At 64.4% G+C, this 22884-nt stretch carries 20 protein-coding genes and 1 pseudogene; 5 read left to right on the top strand and 16 right to left on the bottom strand.

From position 1 onward, the window contains the following. Nucleotides 1-31: 31 nt before the first annotated feature. The 5 genes and pseudogenes from QZ964_RS06525 to mobF form a co-directional block, all read left to right on the top strand. A pseudogene (locus QZ964_RS06525) lies at nt 32-370 on the top strand (integration host factor subunit alpha); the annotation flags it as partial. 144 nt (nt 371-514) lie between these two features. After that, on the top strand, nt 515-1267 hold the full coding sequence (locus tag QZ964_RS06520; protein ID WP_292530118.1) for a L,D-transpeptidase: 753 nt from the start codon (nt 515-517) through the stop codon (nt 1265-1267). 303 nt (nt 1268-1570) lie between these two features. Further along, nucleotides 1571-3115, top strand: coding sequence for a ProQ/FINO family protein (locus QZ964_RS06515; protein ID WP_292530116.1), 1545 nt, complete (start codon nt 1571-1573; stop codon nt 3113-3115). Between the two features lie 160 nt (nt 3116-3275). After that, the gene (locus QZ964_RS06510; RefSeq protein ID WP_292530113.1) at nt 3276-3593 is read left to right on the top strand and encodes a hypothetical protein; all 318 of its coding nucleotides are present in this window, start codon (nt 3276-3278) and stop codon (nt 3591-3593) included. 2 nt (nt 3594-3595) lie between these two features. Beyond that, nucleotides 3596-6760, top strand: a complete 3165-nt coding sequence (mobF, locus tag QZ964_RS06505; RefSeq protein WP_292530111.1) for a MobF family relaxase — start codon at nt 3596-3598, stop codon at nt 6758-6760. Here the strand turns inward: mobF and QZ964_RS06500 are convergent. From QZ964_RS06500 to QZ964_RS06425, 16 genes are all read right to left on the bottom strand, one after another. Then, complete coding sequence (locus QZ964_RS06500; protein ID WP_292530102.1) at nt 6703-8190, bottom strand: hypothetical protein; 1488 nt, start codon at nt 8188-8190, stop codon at nt 6703-6705. The genes mobF and QZ964_RS06500 overlap by 58 nt on opposite strands. A 125-nt stretch (nt 8191-8315) precedes the next feature. After that, nucleotides 8316-8576: an I78 family peptidase inhibitor gene (locus QZ964_RS06495; protein WP_292530100.1), complete on the bottom strand. Its 261-nt coding sequence runs from the start codon at nt 8574-8576 to the stop codon at nt 8316-8318. 225 nt (nt 8577-8801) lie between these two features. Next, nucleotides 8802-8969: a hypothetical protein gene (locus QZ964_RS06490; protein ID WP_292530098.1), complete on the bottom strand. Its 168-nt coding sequence runs from the start codon at nt 8967-8969 to the stop codon at nt 8802-8804. Continuing rightward, nucleotides 8966-9550: a DUF2726 domain-containing protein gene (locus QZ964_RS06485; protein WP_292530095.1), complete on the bottom strand. Its 585-nt coding sequence runs from the start codon at nt 9548-9550 to the stop codon at nt 8966-8968. Before QZ964_RS06485 ends, QZ964_RS06490 begins: the two co-directional genes overlap by 4 nt. After that, nucleotides 9543-10457 (bottom strand): DUF4349 domain-containing protein, encoded by a 915-nt coding sequence (locus QZ964_RS06480; protein WP_292530093.1) that lies wholly within the window; start codon nt 10455-10457, stop codon nt 9543-9545. Before QZ964_RS06480 ends, QZ964_RS06485 begins: the two co-directional genes overlap by 8 nt. Then, entirely contained in the window at nt 10454-12766 is a 2313-nt protein-coding gene (locus QZ964_RS06475; RefSeq protein WP_292530091.1) for a TraM recognition domain-containing protein, read from the bottom strand. Before QZ964_RS06475 ends, QZ964_RS06480 begins: the two co-directional genes overlap by 4 nt. Before the next feature lie 392 nt (nt 12767-13158). After that, the gene (locus QZ964_RS06470; protein ID WP_292530090.1) at nt 13159-13620 is read right to left on the bottom strand and encodes a hypothetical protein; all 462 of its coding nucleotides are present in this window, start codon (nt 13618-13620) and stop codon (nt 13159-13161) included. A 291-nt stretch (nt 13621-13911) separates the two neighbouring features. Further along, complete coding sequence (locus tag QZ964_RS06465) at nt 13912-15045, bottom strand: hypothetical protein (protein ID WP_292530088.1); 1134 nt, start codon at nt 15043-15045, stop codon at nt 13912-13914. Then, a complete protein-coding gene (locus QZ964_RS06460; protein WP_292530086.1) occupies nt 15045-15566 on the bottom strand; it encodes a lytic transglycosylase domain-containing protein in 522 nt (173 codons plus the stop codon). The genes QZ964_RS06465 and QZ964_RS06460 overlap by 1 nt, the downstream gene beginning before the upstream one ends. After that, complete coding sequence (locus QZ964_RS06455) at nt 15566-16018, bottom strand: hypothetical protein (RefSeq protein ID WP_292530084.1); 453 nt, start codon at nt 16016-16018, stop codon at nt 15566-15568. Before QZ964_RS06455 ends, QZ964_RS06460 begins: the two co-directional genes overlap by 1 nt. Beyond that, nucleotides 16015-16263 carry an IcmT/TraK family protein gene (icmT, locus tag QZ964_RS06450; RefSeq protein ID WP_292530082.1) on the bottom strand — a complete coding sequence of 83 codons (249 nt, stop codon included), beginning with the start codon at nt 16261-16263 and terminating at the stop codon, nt 16015-16017. The genes QZ964_RS06455 and icmT overlap by 4 nt, the downstream gene beginning before the upstream one ends. Next, the gene (locus tag QZ964_RS06445) at nt 16263-17420 is read right to left on the bottom strand and encodes an ATPase, T2SS/T4P/T4SS family (protein ID WP_292530081.1); all 1158 of its coding nucleotides are present in this window, start codon (nt 17418-17420) and stop codon (nt 16263-16265) included. Before QZ964_RS06445 ends, icmT begins: the two co-directional genes overlap by 1 nt. Nucleotides 17421-17424: 4 nt before the next feature. Next, nucleotides 17425-17904, bottom strand: a complete 480-nt coding sequence (locus QZ964_RS06440; protein ID WP_292530079.1) for a hypothetical protein — start codon at nt 17902-17904, stop codon at nt 17425-17427. 85 nt (nt 17905-17989) lie between these two features. Further along, the gene (locus QZ964_RS06435; RefSeq protein WP_292530078.1) at nt 17990-18985 is read right to left on the bottom strand and encodes a type IV secretion system DotC family protein; all 996 of its coding nucleotides are present in this window, start codon (nt 18983-18985) and stop codon (nt 17990-17992) included. Continuing rightward, complete coding sequence (locus QZ964_RS06430; protein WP_292530163.1) at nt 18978-19343, bottom strand: DotD/TraH family lipoprotein; 366 nt, start codon at nt 19341-19343, stop codon at nt 18978-18980. The genes QZ964_RS06435 and QZ964_RS06430 overlap by 8 nt, the downstream gene beginning before the upstream one ends. A gap of 471 nt (nt 19344-19814) precedes the next feature. Next, complete coding sequence (locus QZ964_RS06425) at nt 19815-22868, bottom strand: ATP-binding protein (protein ID WP_292530075.1); 3054 nt, start codon at nt 22866-22868, stop codon at nt 19815-19817. Nucleotides 22869-22884: the final 16 nt, after the last annotated feature.

The raw sequence follows: 22884 nt of genomic DNA, 5'->3' as shown, positions 1-22884 counted from the left end.
GGCTTTTTGAGGAGGCGGCGAAGAGCCGCATCGGATTTTGGACGCGACCGTTTCCAAACGCACATTGACGCGCGACGACCTCGCGCACGCCATTTACGCCCGCCTCCCCGGCCTTTCCCGCAAGGACGCCAGCGCCCTGGTCGATTGCGTCCTCGAGGAAATCCTCTGCGCGCTGGCGCGCGGAGAGGACGTGCGGCTGCGCAAATTCGGCGTCTTTCGTGTCCGCTGCAAGAACGCCCGCCCCGGCCGCAATCCGAGAACCGGCGTCGCCGCCCTCGTCACGCCGCGCCGGGTCGTCGTGTTCAAGCCGGCTCCCCATCTAAGATTGGCGACGGCGTCGCGAGCGGTCAGGCCGGGCTCCCCTCCTTAAGATCGCCACGCGTTGCCGAAAAGCTCGCTTTCGCAAAATATAAGGAGCGCCCGATCGTGTTTACCGCTCGCCCCCCACTCGCCGCCCTTCTCGCCGCTGGGGCGCTCCTCGCCGCCTCCCCCGCCGTCGCGCAATATTACGAGTATGGGTATCGCGACCCGGCAAATCGCCTACCCGATCTACCCGGCCAATCCGGCTTCACCCGCGCGTCCGCTCGACCAGTCGCAGGGCCTTAACAACGACCCCTGGTCCAACGACCCCGAGCAAGACGGCGGTTACGAGCCGCCCCCTTCTCCGCGAGGTCGCCGGGCGCGAGAACCGGGGTTCGACCATGGCGCCACGCCGGCGGCGCGGCCGAACGACGGGGCGCGCGTGGCGGCGCTCCCCGCCGATGCCGATCCCGCTTACTCGACGCCGGTCGATTACGACGGCGAGGTCGATTTCAGCCTATCGACGGCGCGCGTCGTGTCCGACCCGACCGGCCAGCCCGCGGGGTCGATCACCATCGATACGCATGCGCGCAAGCTCTATCTGTCGCTTTCCGACGGACGCGCCATCGAATATGGCGTCGGCGTTGGGCGACAGGGGTTCTCCTGGAAGGGGCAGGCGCGGATCGGCCGCAAGGCGTTCTGGCCGGGCTGGACGCCGCCGCGCGAGATGCTGGGACGCCGCCCCGATCTGCCCCAGCACATGGACGGCGGCCTCAACAATCCGCTCGGCGCGCGCGCTCTCTACCTCTTCACCGGCGCCAGGGACACGCTGTTTCGCATCCATGGAACCAACGAACCGGAGACGATCGGCCGCGCCGTGTCGTCGGGCTGCATCCGCATGCTCAACGCCGACGTCATCGATCTTTACCGGCGCGTCGCCAAGGGCGCCCGCGTCGTGGTGTTGTGAACGGCGGCGGCGCGACGGCATGACGGAAAACTCTTCACGGCGATTCCCATTCGCGCCGCTGCTTGTCACAATGGGTGCGGCCGCTCCGCCCCACCCTAAGCCGATGGAGCGGTCCTCCAGGGCCCGGTCTCGATCGCTGCCGCCTCAGATTGACGCCGGGCCCTGGAGTTCCTGGCGCAAGCGGCGATCGCGCCGCGAGCGTCTTTCAGGTTCTGCGTCGGTTGCGTTCGCGTTCGACAATCAGCCCCTTTTGCATTGGACCCGATTGCGGTCCGGCGACCCTGCTTTTCGAGACGAGATCCCATGACGGCTTTCGACAACAACCAAACCAGCGTTCCTTGTGGCCGCGGCGCCGCCGAACAAACGCAAGCGGCCGGCGCGGCGGAGGGCGCCGAGCGGCCGGGCTACGCCGCCGTGCGCGCCCTCCTCGACGAACTCGTCGCCGCCTTCCCCGCCTGTTTCAAGCCGCACCGGGCGCCGGACATTTCGCCGATCAAGCTCGACATCCACGCCGACGTCCTGGCGCGCCGGCCCGACACCGATCCCGTCCTCCTGACATCCGCCCTGCGCGTTTACGCCTCCGGACCCGACTATTGGCGCACCCTCATCGCCGGCCGCCCGCGCATCGACCTCGACGGTCAGATCGTCCAGGCCGTCATCACCCCGGAAGAAAAAGCCGAAGCCGAAAGACGGCTCGCTTGCTTCGATCTCAATCAGAAGGCCAAAAAGAAAGGCTTCCGCGACATCGCGACGCTGCTCGACAAACTCGCCGGCGACTTCCCCGGCTGTTTCAAGAGCAAGGGTGTTGTGCCGCATCCTGTCAAGATCGGCATCCACGCCGACATTCTCGCGCGCCAGCCCGACATCGATCCCGTCCTGCTGCACGCCGCGCTGCGGCTCTATGTGCGCTCCGCCGCCTATCAGAGCGGCGTTATCGCCGGTCGCCCGCGCGTCGACCTCGACGGCCAGGTGGTCCAGACCGTCTTCACGCCCCGGGAAACCGCCCATGCGCAAGAGTTTCTTTCCACACGCGCCGCATCAGTCGCCGCACGCCGCGCCAGCGCGGCCAAACTGCTCGACAGGCTTGCCGCCGCCTTTCCCGCCTGCTTCAAGCGCGCGGGCGCGCCCGCCGTCGCGCCCCTGAAACATCGCGTCGACGTTGATTTGCGCGCCCGGCTGCCGGACGTCGACATCGGCCTGCTGAATTACGTTCTCGACCGCTACAGGACGCGCCCCGATTATTGCCGTGCCGTCCTCGCCGGACGGGCGCCCGTCGATCTCGACGGCAACCCCGTGGACGAGATCCTGACCGCGGCGCAAATCGCGAACGCCCGTGAGCGGCTCGCGGCCATCGAGCGCCGGGACCGCGCGCATGACACACCGACAGTCTCCGCGCCACAAACGCGCCCGGCGACCATGCCGCGCGCCGAGAAGAAGACGGCCGCGCCCGGATCCGCTGCGCGGGCGCCCGGCGAAAACCGCAGAGGCCCTGGCGGGCAACCTGAGCGGGCGACGGTGGCGGTGAAGGATGCGCCCGCGCCTTTGCGGGTTCAGCCGAAAAAGGCGAAGCCGCGCCAGCCCGAGGCGTCGCACGCGCCATCCGCTCCGAAGCCGCTCCCCGAAGCCCCGCGGCCGGCGACGGCTCCAACTCCGGATCTCCCGGCGGCCCCGCCGCCGCAAGAACGCGCGCGCTATCCCTTGTCGAAACGCCAGCAGACGCTCATGGGGATATTTTCAGGCAAACCGCCCTCGCGCAGCTCCGCGAACTCGCCGCCGCTTGCCCACCCGCCCGGCGCGCGTCCCGCTGGCGCGCCGGCGTCCGCCCCCCGCTCCGGCAAGGGACGCTGAGCGCCCGCCGCCGCGCTTGCCGCACGATCCCATGGCGGGCGCCCCCGCGCCTTTCGCCGGATCTCATTTTTTCGTTCCGCGATTTTTCTAAGACGAATTCGCGCAAAGGCGTGATTGCCTGTGGCGGTTTCCCCCGCGGCAGCAACCATTGGACGACGTCATGACCGACGAACTGAAAGACGCTCTCTCCCGTATCGAGACCGAAACCCACAATATCCTCGCGGCGGCGAAGAGCCAGAACGATCAAAACCGGCTCGCCATCGCTCGCCTCGACGAAATCATCGCCCTCCTCACGCCCAAGGACAACGCCGGGGAGCCGACCCTGAGTGAGTTGCTCGCCCATCTGATCGCCCAGGGACGCGAACAACTTATCCTCACGCGCAAGGCCGTCGATCTCCTCATCGACATGCAGCAAAACCTGCCGAGCAAGACCGTCGAGGCGCTCGAGACGCACTTCTCCGCTCTTGCAAAGGCCTGACGATGATCACCTTTCGCAAATTCGCCGCCGGCTCCAACGGCAAGCTCGTCCGTATGTATTTCACCGAGGCCAAAATCGGTCAGTCCGCCGCACAAACGCCCGAGGCTCCCGGTCGCCCGCTCGAGCCCGGCAGCCGGCTCACCGACTATTACGCCGGCTCCGACAGCGGCCCGCAATGGCGACGCGACATGCCGCTGCCGATCGCCCGCGCCCTCGGCGTCAATTCTCATCATGCGCCGAAAGACGAAGAACTCGACCGCCTGTTCGAAGGCAAGCGCGCCGACAATGGCGAGGCCTGGTCCAAACACAAAAGAGACATCAGCGGTTACGACTTCACCTTCTCGCCGCACAAATCCGTGACGCTGGCGGCCGAATTCGCCGCCAGCCCGGCCGAATCCGCCGCCATCCGCACCGCCATCGCTCGCGCCAACGACGCCGCCATGCACTATATCGCCCGAGAAATCGGCTGGGCCAGGCGGGGACGCGCGGGCGAGAACGGCTCCGATCCAGGTGCGGTCACATGGGTCAGTTTTCGCCATTACATCGCCCGCCCGACCCTTCCTGTCCAAGACGGTCGCGACGGCGCCACCTATCTCCTGGAAGCGCCGATCGCCGGCGACCCGCACGATCACATTCACAACGCCATGTTCAACATCGTCGTCACCGACGACGGCCATATCGGCTCGCTCGACACCCAGCGCCTACACTCGCGTGTCCACGAGTTCGGCGCCTTCGGTCAAGCCGTCCTCGCCGACGAATTGCGGGCGCTCGGTATCCGCGTCGCCTATGACGCAAAAGAAGAAGCCGTCGTCATTGCCGACATTCCTCAATTCGCCAATGAGGCGTTCAGCAAGAGCCGCCATCAGGTCCTGCGCAACGCCAAAGCCTTCGCGACCAGCCAGGGCCTCGATTGGGACGACATCTCCGCTGAGAAAAAGGCCGAAATCCTTGCAGAGGCTGGCGTCGCCGCGCGCCTCGCCAAGCACGGCGAGAAAAACGATCATCAAATCTGGCGCGCCCAGGCAGAGGCGATCGGCTGGGAACACACGACCGTGTTGGACGACGTCCAACACAAGACGCTCACCGACGCCGAGCGTTACGAACAGGCCTACGCCTTCGCGGCGAAGCATCTCGCCGACGAATTCCACACATCGGCCGTCATCGACCACGACAAACTTCGCACCCACGCAGCGCGCGGACTAATCGGGGCCGGCGTCGGCGGCGGCGCGGAGGACATCGACCGCGTCGTCGAACTGATCGAACGCAAGGGCATCGAGCTCAGAGGCGAACATGTCGATCTGGTGATGGCCTGGGCCAAACGCGATCCGGCCGACGACGAGGCCAGAGAAGTGCTGCGCGTCACCAACTCCGCGCAAATCCGCATCGAGGCGGACTTGCAACGACGCGCTACGCGCGCGGCCCTCGACATCTCCGGCGCTCTCCCCACAAAAGCCATTCGCGACGCCATCGACGCCTCCGGGCTCGATTTCGATAGCGAACCGGAACACGGCGCCGCCCAGAAAGCCGCCATCTACGCGCTCGGCCAGGGCGGCGCGCTCACGCTGCTTACCGGCGTCGCCGGCTCCGGCAAGACCACGCTCCTGCAGCCGCTTGTCGCCGCCTGGAAAGCCGACACGCGTTTCGACGCGGGCGGACGGGAAATCGTCGGCGTGTCCACCGCCTGGAGCCAAGCCGACCAGTTGCAAGTCCCCGGCGTTCAATGGACGCGGGCGCTCGAACCCTTCTTGAATACTGTCGAATCGGGGGAATTCATCCCGACCCGCAACACGATCCTCGTCATCGACGAGATCAGCCAGATCGCCCCGCGACCGATGCTGCGGCTGCTCGAACTGCAAGCCAAAACCGGCATGACCATCAAGGCGCTCGGCGACCGCGAGCAGGCCCAGGCGATCGAAGCCGGCGACACGATCGAGATCATGCGCCGCGCCCTGCCGCGGACGGCGCAGCCCGAACTCCTGACGGCCGTTCGCCAGATCGACAGGCGCCATCGCCAGATCGCCGGCCTCTTTCGCGACGCCAAGGCGCAAGAAGCCCTCTCCATGAAAAGGGAAGACGGCTCGGCCATGCTCGTCGGCGGCGACTACGACCAGGTCGCCAGCAAAATCGCCGGCTTCTATCTCAATCGACGCGATATGTTGCGGGCTGGGGGCGCGACACGCAGCGTCACCGTCTCGACACTCACCAACGAGGACGCCGCCGCCATCAGTGTGGCGATACGCCACCGCCTGAAAGCGCGCGGCGAAATCGGCGATGACGAGACGATCCACAAGGCCGTCGCCCCGCGCGGCTCCAACGAACCGCACACCTTCGACCTGCCGATCGCCACCGGAGATCATCTGCGCCTCTATCGCTATACTTGGGCGCGCATCGACGGCAAGCAGGGGCCGATCGGCTATAACGGCCATGTCGTCAAAGTGCTCGGCAAGACGGACGAAGGGCTGGTTCTTCAAAACGCAAAAGGGCAAATCGGCGAGGTCGAGTGGCGACGGCTGATCGATCCGAAGACCAAACGCCTCATGCTCGGTTTTGGTCACGCTCTGACCGTCGACGCCGCGCAGGGCCGCACCTCCGACGAACATATCGACGCCCTGCCGCGCGGCAGCGCCGGCATCACCGCCTTCAAGGCCTACGTCGCCGAAAGCCGCGCCAGAGGACAAACCTGGACGATGATTTCCGAAGCCGCCGTCTACGAGGCCGAGAAAAGAAGCCGGGCGCTCGGCGACGCCAAGCCGATCGAGAGCGAGGACTTATGGCGGCGCGTCGCCGCCGACATGGCGCACAAGCCTTATAAATCGCTCGCCCTCGATCTCGTCGAGGCCTACCGACGGACCAAGGAGCGAGGGATCGACGCCTTCATCAAACAGAGCCACGCGTTTCATAAATGGGCGTCGGAATGCAAAGACGCCGGACGGCAGGCCCGGGAACGAGCATGCTCGAACATCCTCATCGACCATCTGGCGCGGCACATCGCCGAATTCGGTGAGGACGCAAAACGCAACTCCGCCTTGCTTCGCGACACGCTTCAAAGTCTCGACGCCGGGTTGCTTCAACAGCGCTCTGCGCCGCGCGCTCGACCGAGGACAGCCGATCAGCCGGCTGCCGACGCTCCTGTTCCGCGACGTTCTTCCCCCTCGCCCGGGGGCTGAACCGGCGCGCATCGAATATCTCTCGGCCTCCGGATCCCGCCATCTCGCGTCGGAACATCTCCGCGCCCCGCCACGAGTCGCATCAGGCCGCGCCAAAACGCGCGATCATACTCTTCCCGACTCATGCTGCCGATCTCCACGAAATCGTGCATCACGACCGGTGCGCCGCCGAGCGCGGCGCTCATCATCGCGTGCATCCGCGTCTTGCGGGTGCGATAGCTCGCATCTGCGAATCCCATCGTCTCGATGATCGCGATCTCATGCCCACCGTCGCCGACGCCCGTCGCGCGCAACACGAAATCCGGAATGCAGACCCCTCGTCCCACTGACGAATTTTCCCCTTCATCGACAGGTCCCAGTTCGAACACCGGCTTTTCGATCGTGAGACCGACGCCGCGTTTTTTCTCGAGCCATTCCTGGAGACTTCGCAATTGCGCAAGAGTCCGCCTCTCGTAATCGCTGTCGACGAGCATCAAATGGTCCGCGCTCGCGCAAGGATGCGCATAGGCCGACAAGACTTCCACTGGCCCGTCGTCCTCCGCACGCCCAACTACACAAGCCGCGAGATAGGGCGCTCGCGCATTGTCCGCGAGCGATCCACCACGCCCTGCCCGCTCCCCGAACACGGCGATGCGTCCGCGCACCGGAATCGGATCGCCGGCCATCGGTTCGAGCGCGCCCGAGTGAATCGCCTCGAGGCGCGCGATCAATACGCCGTGCGGACGGGTGCACGTGAAGCGTCCCGGCCTCGTTTTGCCGATCTTTTCGACTAACTCCCCGAGCTTGCGCGCACTGGTGCAAAAGAAATCCGGAAGACGCACATTGGAGTCCAAATACACGCCCCTGGCCGCCTCCCAGAGCGCCGCCGACTGGTCGCGCAGCGACGGTGGTTTCCGCCAGCCGGGCGGAATCTTCTGCAGTCCCGCGTCATCGACGATCCGAGCGAGAAGACGAGCCAGCGTCGGCCGGCTCCTCGCAACGGACACCCCAACAAACGCTCGCTCCAACTTTGGACCCGGCTCTCCGAACGCTCTCGCCAATCGGATCGCGTCATTACCGGATTCGCGCCGGTAGCTGCGCAAGATGGCGCATTGCTGTTCCGGGTCGCGGAAAAAATCGCATGCCTCGTCATGCCCCGGCCAGATCCCATCCTCATGCCGACGGATGTGCGTTTGGGAAACCGGAACCAGCACCGGAAAGCGGCCACCGTCTTCACGACAGCCACAAACGAACCACATGCCACCGCCCATCTGCTGATAGCGCGCCACGACCAAGGCCGCATCGGCTCGCGCCTGCGCCTCTCCGCCATAGCGTCCGAAGGCTTCGCGAAGAAGCTGGTCTTCGACCGGCGTCAGGCATTGCGTCGACGCATCGGCGTCTCCCTTGGGAGCCGCACGAAGCAACGCAATGTCATATGATTTGTCGTTCATCACGAGACCTCTCACGTTGATCAGGTCCCGAGATGATTTGTCGTCGAGGCGCGAATGGCCAGTCGCGGCAATTCGCGTCGTTATCGATGATCGCGCCCGCGCATGCGGCGCAACCGGAATGAAGATCAGCCGCAGCGAACCGCCACGACGATCTCCGCTTTGTCGATCACCAAGTTCAGGCGGTCGCCGCGGAACTCCATCGTATAGGCCCGCCCAAGCTCCAGTTTCCGAACCGTCGCAGCGCCGACGGCGAGGCGCGTCGCCTCTGCGAGCGTGTCGGTGTAACGCCGGCCGACGGCCGAGCCGCCGTTCAGAGCATAGCAGCCGTCGGCCCAAGCGCTCGCGCCACTCGCGATGAGACACGTCAGCGAGCCAATCGTCCGCATCAAACCCGGCCAAACCATTCGACTATTTCTTTCCCGCGTCATAGGGCCCCTCTCACGCCGCCGACGGGCTCCCCGAGGACGCCGGCAAACTCTGTGACGCCTTGCGCCAAAATCAAACCGCCCATCACCCACAAAATGCCGCCGATGCAGATACAATGTGCGACACGCGAATGAGCGCACACGCACCCTGCGCCTTTCAAAACGAGCGCGGAGCCGAACGTCCTCTTAGTGAAAGACGTGACGAAAGACATTGTGGGCAATCTCGCGGCCGATCCCCCATCCGACGCCGTGCATCACGGATTTTTCCAAACCCTTTCCGTCGCCGCCGGCATAGGCCGCGACCACGACGCCGACGAGAGCCACGGCGACCAAAATGGTAAACGCATTTCTCATAGTCGCTCCATAGCTTTGAAACCGGTTCTCGCCGATCCACAATCGACGCCGCCGTCGGCCAGCATCTTCCTGACCGCGCTCGCCGAGTAACTGCGTCGAGCCGACACGCGCAGCAACGGCAACCCGATCTCCGCGAACACCGTATTGACGAACACGTCCCGCTCCTGGCGATGGGAAAGCAGATGCGTTCGGTCGTCGACTTCGATCGCCGCCGCCGGCTCCAATGTCGCCGCGGCGCAAATCACGAAATCGACGCTCTTGCCGAATACGGGCCGCATCGCTCGCCATCGTCGTGGCTCGCGCGGGCCCGCATCGACATCGAGGAGATCGGCGAGCCGCACTTGCGCAAAAACGCGATAGTCCTCCCCCACCGCCTCGTCCAGGGCGCAAAGGAAGCGCTTCTCGTTTTGGGAAAGAAAGCGTCCGCGCCGGTAACGCGGCGGGCGCGTCCGAAGGGAGAGAAACGCCAGACAAAGGAACCCGACGGCGCCGAGCGCGATGAGCGCCGTCCCCCTGTTGCGCGCCAGCGCCTCAACGAGACCGCCGAGCCCCGCGCCAAACGCTTCGCTCCCACTAAGCATCTTCGCGGCGGCGCCGCCAGCCCCGCAGAATCCAGCGCAACAAAAGGGCGACAATAAAAATGAGCGGCGTCCACGGCGCCGCCATCAGCGCGAAGCGAAGCGCCGCCGCCGCGCTCGCCCCGATGATGTTCGCCGCGCGCCTCCACACCTGTTCGATCGGAGCCAGCGGCCCGCCGGACGGCGCTTCCGATTGAATGAAGACGCTCACCAGCTCGGTGTCGACGCGTTCCTCCAGCTTACGTCGCTGCTCGTCGATTTCTTCGATCTGCGACTGCGTGCGCGACAGTTCGTTGGCGATCTTGATCAGATCCTCCGCCCGCGTATCCGCGCGCCCCTCCAGCGCCTTCAGACGATTGCGATAATCGTCCAGCTGCTCCCGTCGCCGTTTGGTATCGGCGAGCGGCTGGCCGAGATCCTCCAACCGTGTCGCCGACCGGCTCACCACAAGATCGCTCTGATTTTCCCCCTCGACCGCCGTCGTCACGATCTTCGTAAACGCGGCGACCGACCCGTGGGGAAGCCGCACCTGGAGATTGGCGCTCGGGCGAGAGGGGCCGCCGTCGTTCAGATTCGTGCTCGCGTCCAGCAGGACGCATCGCAGTGACGCGTCGCTCGCGCATAACGACTTCGCTCGCTCGAAATGCGGCCCCACCCAGCGCGGCGCCACCACAATCCACAATTCATGGGTATAGGCGAATTTGGCGGCGTCAGTCGGGCGCGCAGTCTGAACCGGCCCAGCCCCCGCGAACGGCCGTGGGGCCTGCGCCGTCATGAACGTCTGCGGCCGCTGCCGACTCTCCGCCTGTTCCTCGTCTTGGCATCCCGCGAACGCCACAGGCAACAGCGCAATTCCCAAAATCGCCGCGCCGCGCCGAAGCGCGCCCGCACGTCTCTCTCTGTTTTTCAAGGCGACGCTCCCATGCTTCGTCTGACCGCCGGCTGCGCCTCATCGACATCGGCCCCTCCGGCGATCACGCGCATCTCCAAATTCTCGCGCAATTTAGAGGCGGTCGGAGGTGTTGGTTTCCGACCGCCGAATTCCTTCACCGCCGCCGCGACCCGCGCCATCAGAGCCGACACATTTTCTCGCGCTTTCTGCTCCGACGCTCCGGCGGTCGTCTCGATCTCGACGAGCGTGGTAAAAAGCCTGGCGTCGCCAGGATCGAGCAGCGCCACGACATGCGCCGATTCTCCCGGCGTTCCATCCACCGCCGACTCCAGCATCGGCGCGAACCGCGCCTGCCATCCGCCCGTCTCGCCAGGAGCGAAGGGAACCCTCCCGGCGGCCGCGATCGCCGCATCGACGCACGCCCGCCCGTTGCCGCCCTTCTCCAGCTCGTCGCGGAACCCCTCATACATAGCCCGTAATGTCGGCGACATTGGCTCCGCCCCACCGGCCGCGATGATCCCGTTCTCGATCCGGCTCGCGATCTCCCGAATGCGTTCCCGATGATCCTGGACCGTTTGACGCGCGGGTAGCTCCAGCGGAACAGGCCGCACCAGCCGCTTCGGCCCGGTCTTGTCCACCACCGCATGAAACACCTTGGCGTGAATGCGCCGGTCGCCCGACAGAATGATCGCCTCGCCCTCGATCAGGCGCTGAAGGTCCCGCCAGTCCACGCGCGCCACCTGCCGCACATCGGCCTGGCGCGTGTCGTGATATTCGCCGATGTCCCCGCCACGATAGCTCGTCGCCTGAGCCACATCCGCCTTGCCCGACGTCTCCTCTATCCATTGACGCGTTCGATTGGCGTCTTGCAAACGCATCGCCACGGTGAGAGCAGCGTTGCCGAGCAGCGTGTATGTTCTCTCGCCGAGCTCGGCGAAAATGCCCGAGACTTCCTGAAAGCCAAGCCAGAACGAAATATTCAGGGCGCGACCCTGCCTCAACATCCGCGCCAAATCGCTCGTCGCGTAAGACGAAACCTCGTCGAACACCACCGGATAAGGAGCGTCCGGCCCCAGCATCGCCCTCGGCGTGCTCAACATCTGCGCCATCATGCCGCGCACTGACGTCACCACGATCTTGCCCAGCCCCGCCAACGTGTCGGACGAATTCTCCAAATCCGGCAAGGAGACCACGAGTATGCGCCGATTCAGGATCACGTCGCGCATGTCGATGTCGCCCTGCTCGACTTTGAAGATGTGTCCGAGCGACACCCCCAACTGCGTGAACATTTCCGTGAAGTAGAATCGCGCATAGCCATGCTGCTTCGACGGATCGTCCGATTTCTGCTTGTTGTAGTCGAGCTCCGTATCATAGCCTGGAAGCTCCCCGAGATAGGCTCTCAGCGGGTAGACGACGTCCTGCGGCAAATCCAGCCGAATGTCCCTCGTCTTGCTCGTCGCCGGATCGCGCAGCTCGTAATCGCCCTTAACCGCCAGTTTCCAGATCACGCGCAATTCCAGCGCGTCGCGAATCTTCTCGATGTCGATTCCTATGCCCGCGTGATCCCTGATCCACGTCAAAACCGGTATAACGGCTCCAATCAGCGCGACGGCGCGGCTGCGGAACACGCCGTTCGAATCATTGGCCGCTTGTTCTCCGAGTTGGCTCACCACCATCTCGCGAATCTGGTCGGCGTTGCCCGTCGCGAAAGGATTGAAGCTGTGGCTCTCCTTGCTGCCGCTGGCGACGAGCAGATTGAGATGCAACACGTCGTCCTCGCGCCCGAACCGCCGCGCGAACGCCATCACCTCGCCGAACAGCTCGCTGTCCCCCTTGCCGTCGACCAGGACGAAGCCGCTCCCATGAGTCAGGGCGTTGCATAAGAAACTCAGGATCGCCGTCGTCTTTCCCGCGCCGGTCGTTCCCGGAATCGTCCCATGTTGGCGCGCGTCTGGCGCGGTGATCCACAATTCCTTGCCGTTCACGTCGCGGCCGAGATACACTACGCCCGCCGCCCGCCGCGGCTGCCGGTTTTTCGGATCCGGGTCATTCCAATCCTTCATCCCCGCGCTCTTCGGCAACCGCAGCGGCAATTTGACTCGCCGCGTCAGCACCAGACCAGCGTAACCGATAGCCGCCGGAACGATCACCTCGACTGCGGCCGGCTCGAACGCCATCACGCCGGCGGCGACCGCGAGCACAGCCCCCGAAAATTCGCTCATCAACGCGGCCCACGCTCGCGTCGAGATCGGCCTCAAGTCACGCAACGCCTGAGCGCCCGAGCGCTCGAACCGATCCTGCGGTCCTGAAATCTCGCGCGGGATCATGCCTCGCCTCCGAGGAGCCGCGCCGAACCTGCGCCGATCGCGTTCGCCGACGCGATGCGGCCTGGCGACGACATCAAATCCGAGCCGTCCGAACGCGCGCACGTCGTCCAGCCGCGCGCCCAACAGAACAGAGCATAAGCGGCGACATCCAAGGGATCGCCTTTGGCGACGTGTCTCGTCAATTCGGATTGGCAGGTTGTCCGCCAATCCTCATATTTCCAACCCGTCGAATGACCATATTTTTGTTGCGCTCGAACCAATTTCGCTTTCAAAGCGCTCGCAAACTGTTCGACGGCCGCCTCGGTTTCCGGATGCAACACATTCGGATCGCAATCTCGCGCTTCCCTCATCGCCGCCTTCCGTTGTCCATTGAAATCGCGACCTCGCCCGCGCTAGTCGTGCAGTCCGAAAGATGCCGGACCAGATGGCGCGCCGGACTTCGTCGCCGCCCCCGGCGGCGGCGTGATCTGCGGCGCCTGCTGCAACTCGCGGGCGAGCGCCTCCGGCAACGCAGCGGGCGCCGTATCCGTCGGATGATTAGGCGGCCGCACCGCGGCGGCGAGGCGGGGCGACGAGACTTGTTGGGCCGAAGAGACGATCCCCGCATGATAGCCGCCGTAACCGACCGCCAGCACGCCGGCCGCAACCACGAGACTGGTGAGCAACGGCCGCTTCGACCTCTCGCTGGCCGCTGGCGGCTGGTCAAATTCGCGAGATGGGGCGTCCCGCTTATCCGCTACGGGCGCAACGCCGACGGCCCCATCGAGATGAACATGCACATCGATATGAATGTGCGGCGGCTCGACGATGATTTTCGACCGGCCGTCCGCCGCATCCGAGAAAGGCGCCTCCATCAAAACCTCCTTACTTGCGTTCGCGACACATGATCGAACGGCCTCGCGCGAATAAAATCCCTCGATATTTCCGTCGCCGCCGCGAAATCCATCGATCGCCTTTCCGCCAAATTTGTCGGCTCGGATCGCCCCTCATGACTCGCTTTGCCCCTCCCGCAACGCCCCCGAACACGGATTTGCCGATATGCGAAAACTCAAACCTGTGACGCAGGGCGACAATCACGCAGCCGCCGCCCCACCGGTCAACTCGATCCTCGCCGTCGTTACGACCGCGAACTCCCTGCGCAGCCATCAGGACGATCGGAGCGCGGAGAGGGCGCGGTCGATCGACGGGAGAGACAAAGCTTCGCCGAGCATCCGTTCCGTCGCCCAATGATCGCGCGCGCCGAGCGCCTCGACGCGCGGCGTCGGATGGAGTTGCGGATTGAACATGTCGGCGGGATATCCCAACGAATGCAGCGCATACCAGAGCCGGCGGTCGACCAGCTTCAAAAACCCGAATTGCGACGGCGGTAGAACGCCCCCTTCCAGCCGCGCCGCGATCAACACGCTCATCGCCGCCGTCGTCGTGAAACCGTGCATGCTCATCGTGTCGACGAGCGGCTGTCGGAAATCGCGCGAACCAAGCAAGTCATCGGCCTTGGCGATCAGGGCAACCGGGAAAGCGAGCCCCTTTGCGGGGCCCCCGCGCCCTTCCTTGCCGGCGGGGATGAGGGACTCCGAGAGATCGCCGAGATAGGCGAGCGCTTCATCCCGTCGCTGCGCGCGATGTAGAGAAAAAACCGCCAGCATGCAGCGCAGATGCGGCGGGGCATCTTCAGGCTCGCGTCTGGGGTCGCCGAGTTGGCGCGCGAGCTCGGCCCATGCCGCCCCCTCGTTGAACCCGCCGTTCTTGTCCGTCGCCCAACGTGCGACCCACTCGGCGCGGCTCAACGCCCGATCTGCCGGCCGGGGCTCTTTGTGGTCGATATCGACCAAGCCCAAACGCCGCCCGACGAAGGCCGCCGGCGTACGAAACGTCTTAACCTGCTCGCGTATCAATCCTTCGAGATCGAGCGCTCTGGAAAACCGCTTCGCTCCTGCGCGGCTGAAACACGCCGCCGCCAGAACCAGCACCAGCCCGATAGACGGCAGAAGAAAGAAGCGCCCGACCTCGCGCGCGAGGCGGACGAGTTGAAGAAATTTCACTTTGGTCGGATCGGTCGCCATAACCTGCGCGTCGGCGACGTCATAACGGTCGGTGAACAGATGAATGAGCCTCATCTGCCCGTGCAACGTCTGCATCGCAATCGCGCTGATCTCGGCATGCATCTCCTCCCAGAGATACCAACCGCCCAATCCGATCCCGACGACAAACACCGCCACGGTCATGAGAAACGCCGCGCCGTCGCTGCCGCCTTCGTGGGAGGACGCCGAGCGCGCCATTACCTCCCCACCGCACCATTGTCGGCGACCAACTCGGCCGACGCGCGCTTCTGCAATCGTCCGGCGTGCTGCAATACTTTACGCAGATACTCCGTCTTGTGCCGCTCGGTATGTGAATGATAGAGGCCGACGCCTTCCCAAATGTCGCCCTTCGCCTCGTCGAGCGCCTGGCGCAAAATCCATGCGCCCGCTTCGATATTGGCGCAAAACTCATCGCGCAGCGCGAGGTAGGTCGCATCCACCGACGCCCGCCAATGCGCCGCGAGTTTGGGCAGCCAACTATCGTTGACTTGCATCGGACCGATGTCGACGGTCTTATTTGTGTTCTGACTGACCTCCCCGAGGCGTCCGTTCTCGACGTTGAGCAGGATCAACAAGATCGCCGGCGGAACAGCGTGAGCGCTCGCCGCCGCGTCAATGCACTCCTTGATAAAAGTCCCGCGCGCCATGTCGTCGGCCGCCCGCGTCGGGGCGTTGTGCAACGCCGCGATCGCGAGCGCGCAAACGAATATCCTCTTCATCAAATCGTCTCCGCCTTGGGCCGTTCCATCGAACCGCTCCCGGCCTGCATCGCATTTTCATCGGCATCTCCGACCGATTGCGCCGCCTCGGCCCGCCGCGTCGACGCGATCCACACGCGGCCCAGATCCTCGACGATGATCCCATTTGGCCCCGCCGCCTGAAACATCGCCTCCATCGTCGCCAGCATCACCGCCTTAAACGACCCCGTGCCGATCTCCGCGAGCTTGTAGCCGAGCAACGCGCCGTCGTCGGGTTCGGTTTTAAGTGAAAAGCCTTCTCCCCTGACTTCGCGCCACAATGCTTCGCCAGCGATCACGAACAATGGCAGCAATCCATCCGCCGCGACGGCGCAATCGAGCGCAACGCTTTCCCCCGCGAGCAACACCGGGCGTCCCTCCTTCAGCAACAGCCGCTCCAAAACCCCCTCGACCTCTCCGATATCCAGGCTCACGCCGCCCTCCTGCGCTTCCATACGGGAACCGCCGTGCGCTCGGCGCCGACGAACAGCCGCCGCGCAAGCCGCAGCACCGACGGCACGGTCAGTCCGGCCCAACGGACCACGACAAAAAACGTCATGCCCATGATCGCGATATAGAACGTCGCCCAGCTCCAATAGACCACGAACACGAGCAGCGGCAGGCATGCGCGCCCGTCGAGAAACAAGATGCGCGTCGGCAACGCGGTGTTTCGCCACATCAGCCTTCCTCTTTCAATTCATAGGCGGCCGTCTGCTCGCTGATGCGGCCTTCCATCAGCGCATTCTGGATCGATTTGGCGAATGACTGACCCTGTTCTTCGATCGCTCGTCGCGTCAGGCTGGGCCACTGCGCGGGATCCGTCTCCAGAAAGCGCGTGCGCAATTTGCGATCGAACACCAGAAACTCGCGCAGCGCCGTGCGCTTGCCGTCCGTCGATTGCGCCAGCCGCTGATTGATGACCAGCCGCAACGACTGCGCCACCGCGCTGATCAAATTCTCTCTCTCGGCCGACGGACACAGGCTCGCAATGCGCTGCATCGTCAAAGCGACGTCATTCGCATGGATCGTCGTCGTCAACGTGTGCCCGGAAATCGCCGCCTGTATGGCCGCGCTCATCGTCGCCGTATCGCGACACTCGCCGACGATGATATCGGTCGGCTCCCGCCGCATGCAGCCGCGAATGAATTCCTCGAATGTCGGCAGGTCGCGCGGGATCTCGCTCTGATTGATCGTCGAACACAGACTCTTGACGCGATCGAGCAAAAACTCCACCGGCGCGGCGCCCTCCACAATGTCGTAATGACCGTTCGCGTCGTGCAGTTTCGCGATCGTCATGCCGGCGATCAGCGTCGACTTGCCGGACCCCGTCCCGCCCGAGACGATCACCATGCCATTGCGCGGCCGAAACGCCTCCATGATGCCCGGCTCGACCAGCTGCTGTTCCAGCGACGGCGGCAAATCCGGGATCGGACGCATCACCACATTCGCGCCGAAGCGTCGGCTCGTGCGCGTCGGCGTGACGTTCAACCGGTAACGCAGCCGCTCCGAGCGGCTCACCGCGATTTCATATGTCGTGTCGAGCGCCGCGCCGCCTTGCAATCGCGCCATGCCATCCGCGCCATAGAGATGATTGACGATCTGCGCGATCTCCGCCTCGTCCAGCGTGTCGTCGTTCACCTTGCGATTGCGGCCGTAAACCCTGATCGAAGGCGATCCCCCCGTTTGAAACGAAATGCGTGACGCCCCCGCCCGATAGGCCCACGTCAAAAGCGAATCCAGCCCTGGCGCGCTCTTGCGCGGGTCCGCAACCCAACACAGGCCCGGCCCCTCCCATTCTCTCCCAGCGGCTGCATCCGTCTTTACGACATTGAGCATGGTTTCATCCCAATTGATGGCGCGCGCGACGGCGCAAGGCGCCAGCGCGCCATCGTCCAGCCATTCCTAATCTCTCGAGAACTCGCGCCATCGTCTCGACGCCGACCGCTCGGGCCGCCCATCTGTCGGCGTCGAGCTCGTAGCGCCACTTTACCGCCAGCAGCCAAATCCCCGCGCAAGCAAGCCCGATCGCGGGCGCGCCCATCGCCGCGCCGACGAGCATTATGGCCATTGCGCCGAACGGAATGAGCCAGCGCCGACGCTGGCGCGTGCGCGCAGCTTGATGCGCGAGCGTCGGACGCCACACGCTCGGTCCGGCGTCCACCGCGCCTTGCGACAGCTCCACCACCCGCGGCAACGGCCACGACGCGCAACGCGCGCGCACGCGCTTCTCCGTGATGTTGATCGCCAGCCGACAATCGCCGATGCCCGCCTGCTTCATCAGGTCTTCGAAATCGGACCATAGATCCTTTCGGTATTTCATCGCTTGCTCCCTGACGAAACAAAGCCGGCGCGCCGTCAACACACACGCATCTTTGCTTTCCTCCCCCTCTCCACAAACGATCAGTCTATTTCGGACAAGGCCCGTGGCGCTTCGCGCCCCACCGCCGCGCGTCGGCGCGCAGGCCAGGCTGATCGGTGATGCGCACGATGCGGTCGCCCGCGCGCAGTTCGTCGCGCCCGCCGTTCACGATGCTGTTTTGAAAAACGACTTTCGGATGCGCGACGAGCCCCTGACGCAACAACACCCGATAGCGCGCCATGCCGACGATGTCCCGCTGCAGCCGTCCGAGGTCGGCGAGAAAGATCTCCACCCCCTGCTTCTCGCCCTGCGCCCAGCCCTCCGCCACCCATTTGTTCCAGTAGGCGGCTTCTTGCTCGGTGCGCGGCAGCACCGCGTCATGCGGGCGCGATGGCGCTCGCCAATTCCTCACTAAATACGCGCGCCAATTGGGCGGCGCCGACGCAAGCTGCGCTTCGCGCGTGATCCCGTAGACGCAGTCGGTCTCCCGCGCCACCTGAGCGTTGTCGCCCAGGGCGAACGCGAGCTGCGCATGCGTGACCACCGGCGGCCGCATCAATGTGCGCCCGCCGCCGAGCGGCAGCACCAGCGCATGAAAATCATAGGTCTCATCCAGCGTCGGCTCATAACGCCGCAGCATTTCGTTGATCGCAAACGCCCGCCCCGCCAGCCCACCCTGCGCCCCGAACGTCAACGCCGCTTGATGCAACACATCTTCCCGCCCCGGCTCGAGACCGAGACCGGGATCTCCTCCTCCCGCCCTCACCGCCTGCAGGGTCTCAAGAGAAGGAGGCCGCTCGCCGCCGACCACTGCCGGCTCGTGCGCTGCGCCTGTGATCGGCTTGTTAAGCGGATTGCCAAGCACATGCGCCGCGGCGTCAACATCTTCCGGCGAAGGCGCGGGAGGCACGGGATAGACGGCGATGCCGCCGTTCGCCCAGGCGGGCGCTGAGGCCGGGCCTCCGGGGTAGAACATCATCGACGCGATGATCGTCGACGCCAGAACAGTCGATGCAAATTTCGTTTTTCGTGATCTAGACATGATAAATCACCTGCACGCGATGGTGTTGCGGATCGACCTGCACGGTCGCCCGATCCCCGGCGGCGTGGCCGATCGCCTGGAATATGTCATAGACGCGCTGCGGCCCCGCGCTGATGCCGATCGACACCGACGGCGCGTTGAACGGAGCATCGACCACGACGTCGTAACCAACCTCTTTGGCGAGTTTCTCCACCGCGCCTTCAATCGGGCCTTCCCATTCGAAGGCGACTACTTTGTCGAGCTCCGCCGGGACCACAGCCGGCCCGCCACGCCGCGATGGCTGCAGACGACCAAGTGCGCTCATCTCCTTGTCGACATGCGCCATGCTCCGCCGCATAGCGATCTCCGCATTTGGCATGCCCGCCACGTCGACCGTCGTTGGCACTTCATGCGCGCAGCCCGCGAGCGAGACCAACAAACCTGACAAGATAAGACGTCGATCGCCTCGCATGTGCTTTGCTCCGATTGTTCGGGCGATCACGCTAGCCGCCGTCTGCGCGAACGCCGAACCAAACCCGATGGGACAAATCGACGGTTCTTCATGCGGTGCAGGCGCCAGATCTCCGCGTCCTCAGCGGCCGAACCCACGCCGTCCTCCGCCGGCGCGCGAGAATTGCTGCGTTCGAGCCGTGAAACACAGCGCGACGCCGCGCCGAAAAGAACCACGCTGTTTGGACGAATCTGAATGCGCACGCTGGCCATGAACATTTCTCCCATCGTCAAGTCGATCTTTCACGATGCCGATCGTCCGTCTGAAGCGCGCGAATGACAAAGCTCTCATGCGGCGAAACCGAAATCTTTTTGCCATTCCAACCCGACGCCGGACAGCCTATTGCGCGGCGATCTCCAGATGCTCGTTGCGCGCGTCCCCGTAACGAAGCTTGGCGCCGATGCCATGGGCGTCCGCCAATTCGGCGGTCAGTTCGTCGACGACCCCCGACTCCGCGCGCGCGTCGAGTTCGCCGCGCCTCAACCGTTTGGCTTTGCGTTCCTCGATCTCCTTCTCGGCCGAACCGCCTGGGAATATCTTGGCGAGGCGGCGCAGCGCCTCGCGGAAGCCGATCCGGTCGTAGAGACGATTGCGTAGCGCCCGATCGCCAGGCGTCGTCGACAGAGCCCAGAGCTCGATCGGTCCAAGCGTGTTGACCAACATCTGCTCGTATTTGGCGTTGTCCGCTTGCAACACCGCCAGAAACGGCGCCCCTGCCGCGCCCGGTCCATGCAGCCGAAACCGCACGACGTCGGCGCTCGCATCGGACAGATGGAAACGCTCAATGATGTCTTCGGCCTCGGTATCGTCGCCGGCGCGCAAAACGAAGCGTCCGGTCGATTGCGCGACGATCCCGTCTCCCATGTCGCTCAATCTTTGACTCGCAAAGCCCAATTGCGTGTTGTGCTTGCGGCCTTCACGGACATCGAGTTCGGCCTGCGCCCTCACCTGTGGACTGCCCTGGGTGCGGTGCCACTCGTCGTAATCGAGCCGCTTTACAGATTCGTAGGTTTCCTGGAATCGAACCTGGTGGTGGCCGCGCACATGCTCCGGCACCAGAGGCAGATAGTCGGGCTTGAGAAAAAAATTGCGCGCGATGATGTGCCGGCCCAGCATATACATCATCTCGGTCTGACGGTTCGCCGCCGCCGAACCGGACGGCGCCACTTCCGCCAGATCCATAACGATGACACGCGCCGGCCCGAAATCGAGCTTCGTCGGGCTGTTCAACGTCGGAAACTTTCGAATCACGTCGTAGATGTAACGCTCAAACAGATCCGACGCCTGCTCGGCCGTCAGGGAGATCGTCAACTTGCCAAACATATCCTTCACCTGATCCGTACGCACGGCGCCGATCAAGTCTTGCAACAAGGGGACGGCATGACGCTGCGCAATCTCGGCGAGCCGGTATTCCCTGACGTTGCATAACGCCGTCACCACATCGCGCCAGTGCGGCTCTTCGTGGTGCAGGTCGATCCGATATTTTTCGATCGCCGCATCGACCGCAGGCTCCACGTCGCGGCGGTAACGTTTCGGCGATGCGCCCGGAACATCCGTGCAGAGACGATAGGCTTCGTCGATCACGATGCCGATCATCTGGTTCATTCCCTCGAAAGGCGTGCTCTGATCCGGCGGCAGCGTGATCAACGCCAGAAAATTCTGCAAAAATGCTTTTTCGAGCGGCAGCGGATATTCGCACCCCACCTGCAGATCGAACACGTTGAACTCGAAGCCTGGCGCAAACTGCATCCTCGTGAAAATCGCCTCGTGCCGACGACTCGGCCCCAGCGCTTCTTGCACCAGCAGCACGAACCCTTCCGCCGAGTCCCCGATATCCAGCTTGCCAATCAGCGGCAGCTTCGCGCCGCGCGCCCCGAGCGCCGCCGGGCTCAGACACAGGCCGAGATTGATCGTATTCGCCAGAACCGACTTTCCCGACCCCGGCGGCGCAACGAATATGTCGGTCACCGCGGGCCGCTTCGAACCGCCGGAGGGATCATACGGCCACATCGCGCCATTTGGCTGACGAAAGAGGATGCTGCCTCTCTCCCACGGCGACGCCGTCCGGCCCCACGGCAACATCGTGAACACATCCCCGACCAACGCCACCGACGGCGGCGCCGTCGACGTCAGTGCGAGACCGGGCACGCTGCTCATGACGCCCTCGAGCGGATCGCCGATCGCCGTCGTCGCCCGGCAATTGCCCCAGGCTTCCAGACGCTGTTTCAGCGTCGACAGACGAAGTCTCAACTTCCCAACTTCGCCAAACGGTGCCCAGGTCGCGAAGGACGCGCGGAGCCGCACGGCGATGTGATTGTTGGCTTCGCGCTCATGGTCCAGAAACTCGAAGGCGCGTGTCACATCCTTGTTTCCGGGAAACATCCACAAGAACTTCGCGCCGACGCGCTTCAGCTGCATGTCGGAATTGCCGCCCCCCTCGATCACAAACGACACCCGCCACGGAATGCGGTCCTGGCCGAGCCGCGACGAAAGTTCGACGAAAGGTCGCGGATCCTCCGGACCGAGCGTCATGTCGACGGCCCCATAATCGAAGAGGCCAAGTTCGACGCGTTGCCCATCGAGCACGACCGCGTCGGAGTCGAAAAAGTGGTCCCGCAGCGGCGGCCACATCAGCAGTTCCAGAGGCGGCCGCTTGTCGCCCTCGTCGGGCCAGCGTGGTCGGAACCCGTCGCCGACGAATATCGGACGCCAAGAGGAGCCGACCGTTTCGCGATACATGGCTTCGCGCGCGACAATCACGCCGTCATGCGCCGAGATTTCCGTCGCCGCTACATCCAGGCCTTTCAGCGACGACAGCACGCGCGACACGAACCCCGCATGGCGCGCCGCCATCACCTCGCTGCGCAAAAAGAACTTTTGGGCGTCGCCGATCTTGTCGCATTTCTTGGCCAACGCCGCCTGTTCCTCCTTCATCTGCTTGCGCTCTTCCTTGGTGAGCGCCCCGGCGCGCGTCCAAAGAACGAAATACGCCGCTTCCCAACGCATAGTGCCGGTCCACAGCTTCTTGCGTTCATCGAGAATGTCATGGAGATCGAGTCCGATCTCCCTCGCGACTTCCCGGCACGCCCCCATATTGACCCGTTCGATTTCGACCGCCGCGAGATCCGGGTCTGACGCATACCAGCCAACGATCGCATGGCCCCTGTTTTCCAGAGTGCCCGAAATATCGATGCGCATGGCGTTCGCCAACCGCTCGATATCGGCGCGCGTCGACATGCGCCGCATCCCGCCGAGCCGAATGAAACTCAGATAATCGCCTTGCTTGGTGACCAGCGCGTTGGCGTGCGACGTCTCGATGTCGCAAAAACTCGCCAGCGGCTGTTTCACCATCAAGGACACAGCGGCGAGGCCGCGCGAAATCAAATTCAACACCAGAATTCCTCCGAGT

The organism is Methylocystis sp. (genome assembly GCF_021731785.1).
Taxonomy (GTDB): domain Bacteria; phylum Pseudomonadota; class Alphaproteobacteria; order Rhizobiales; family Beijerinckiaceae; genus Methylocystis.
This window is presented reverse-complemented; position numbering and strand designations above follow the sequence as displayed.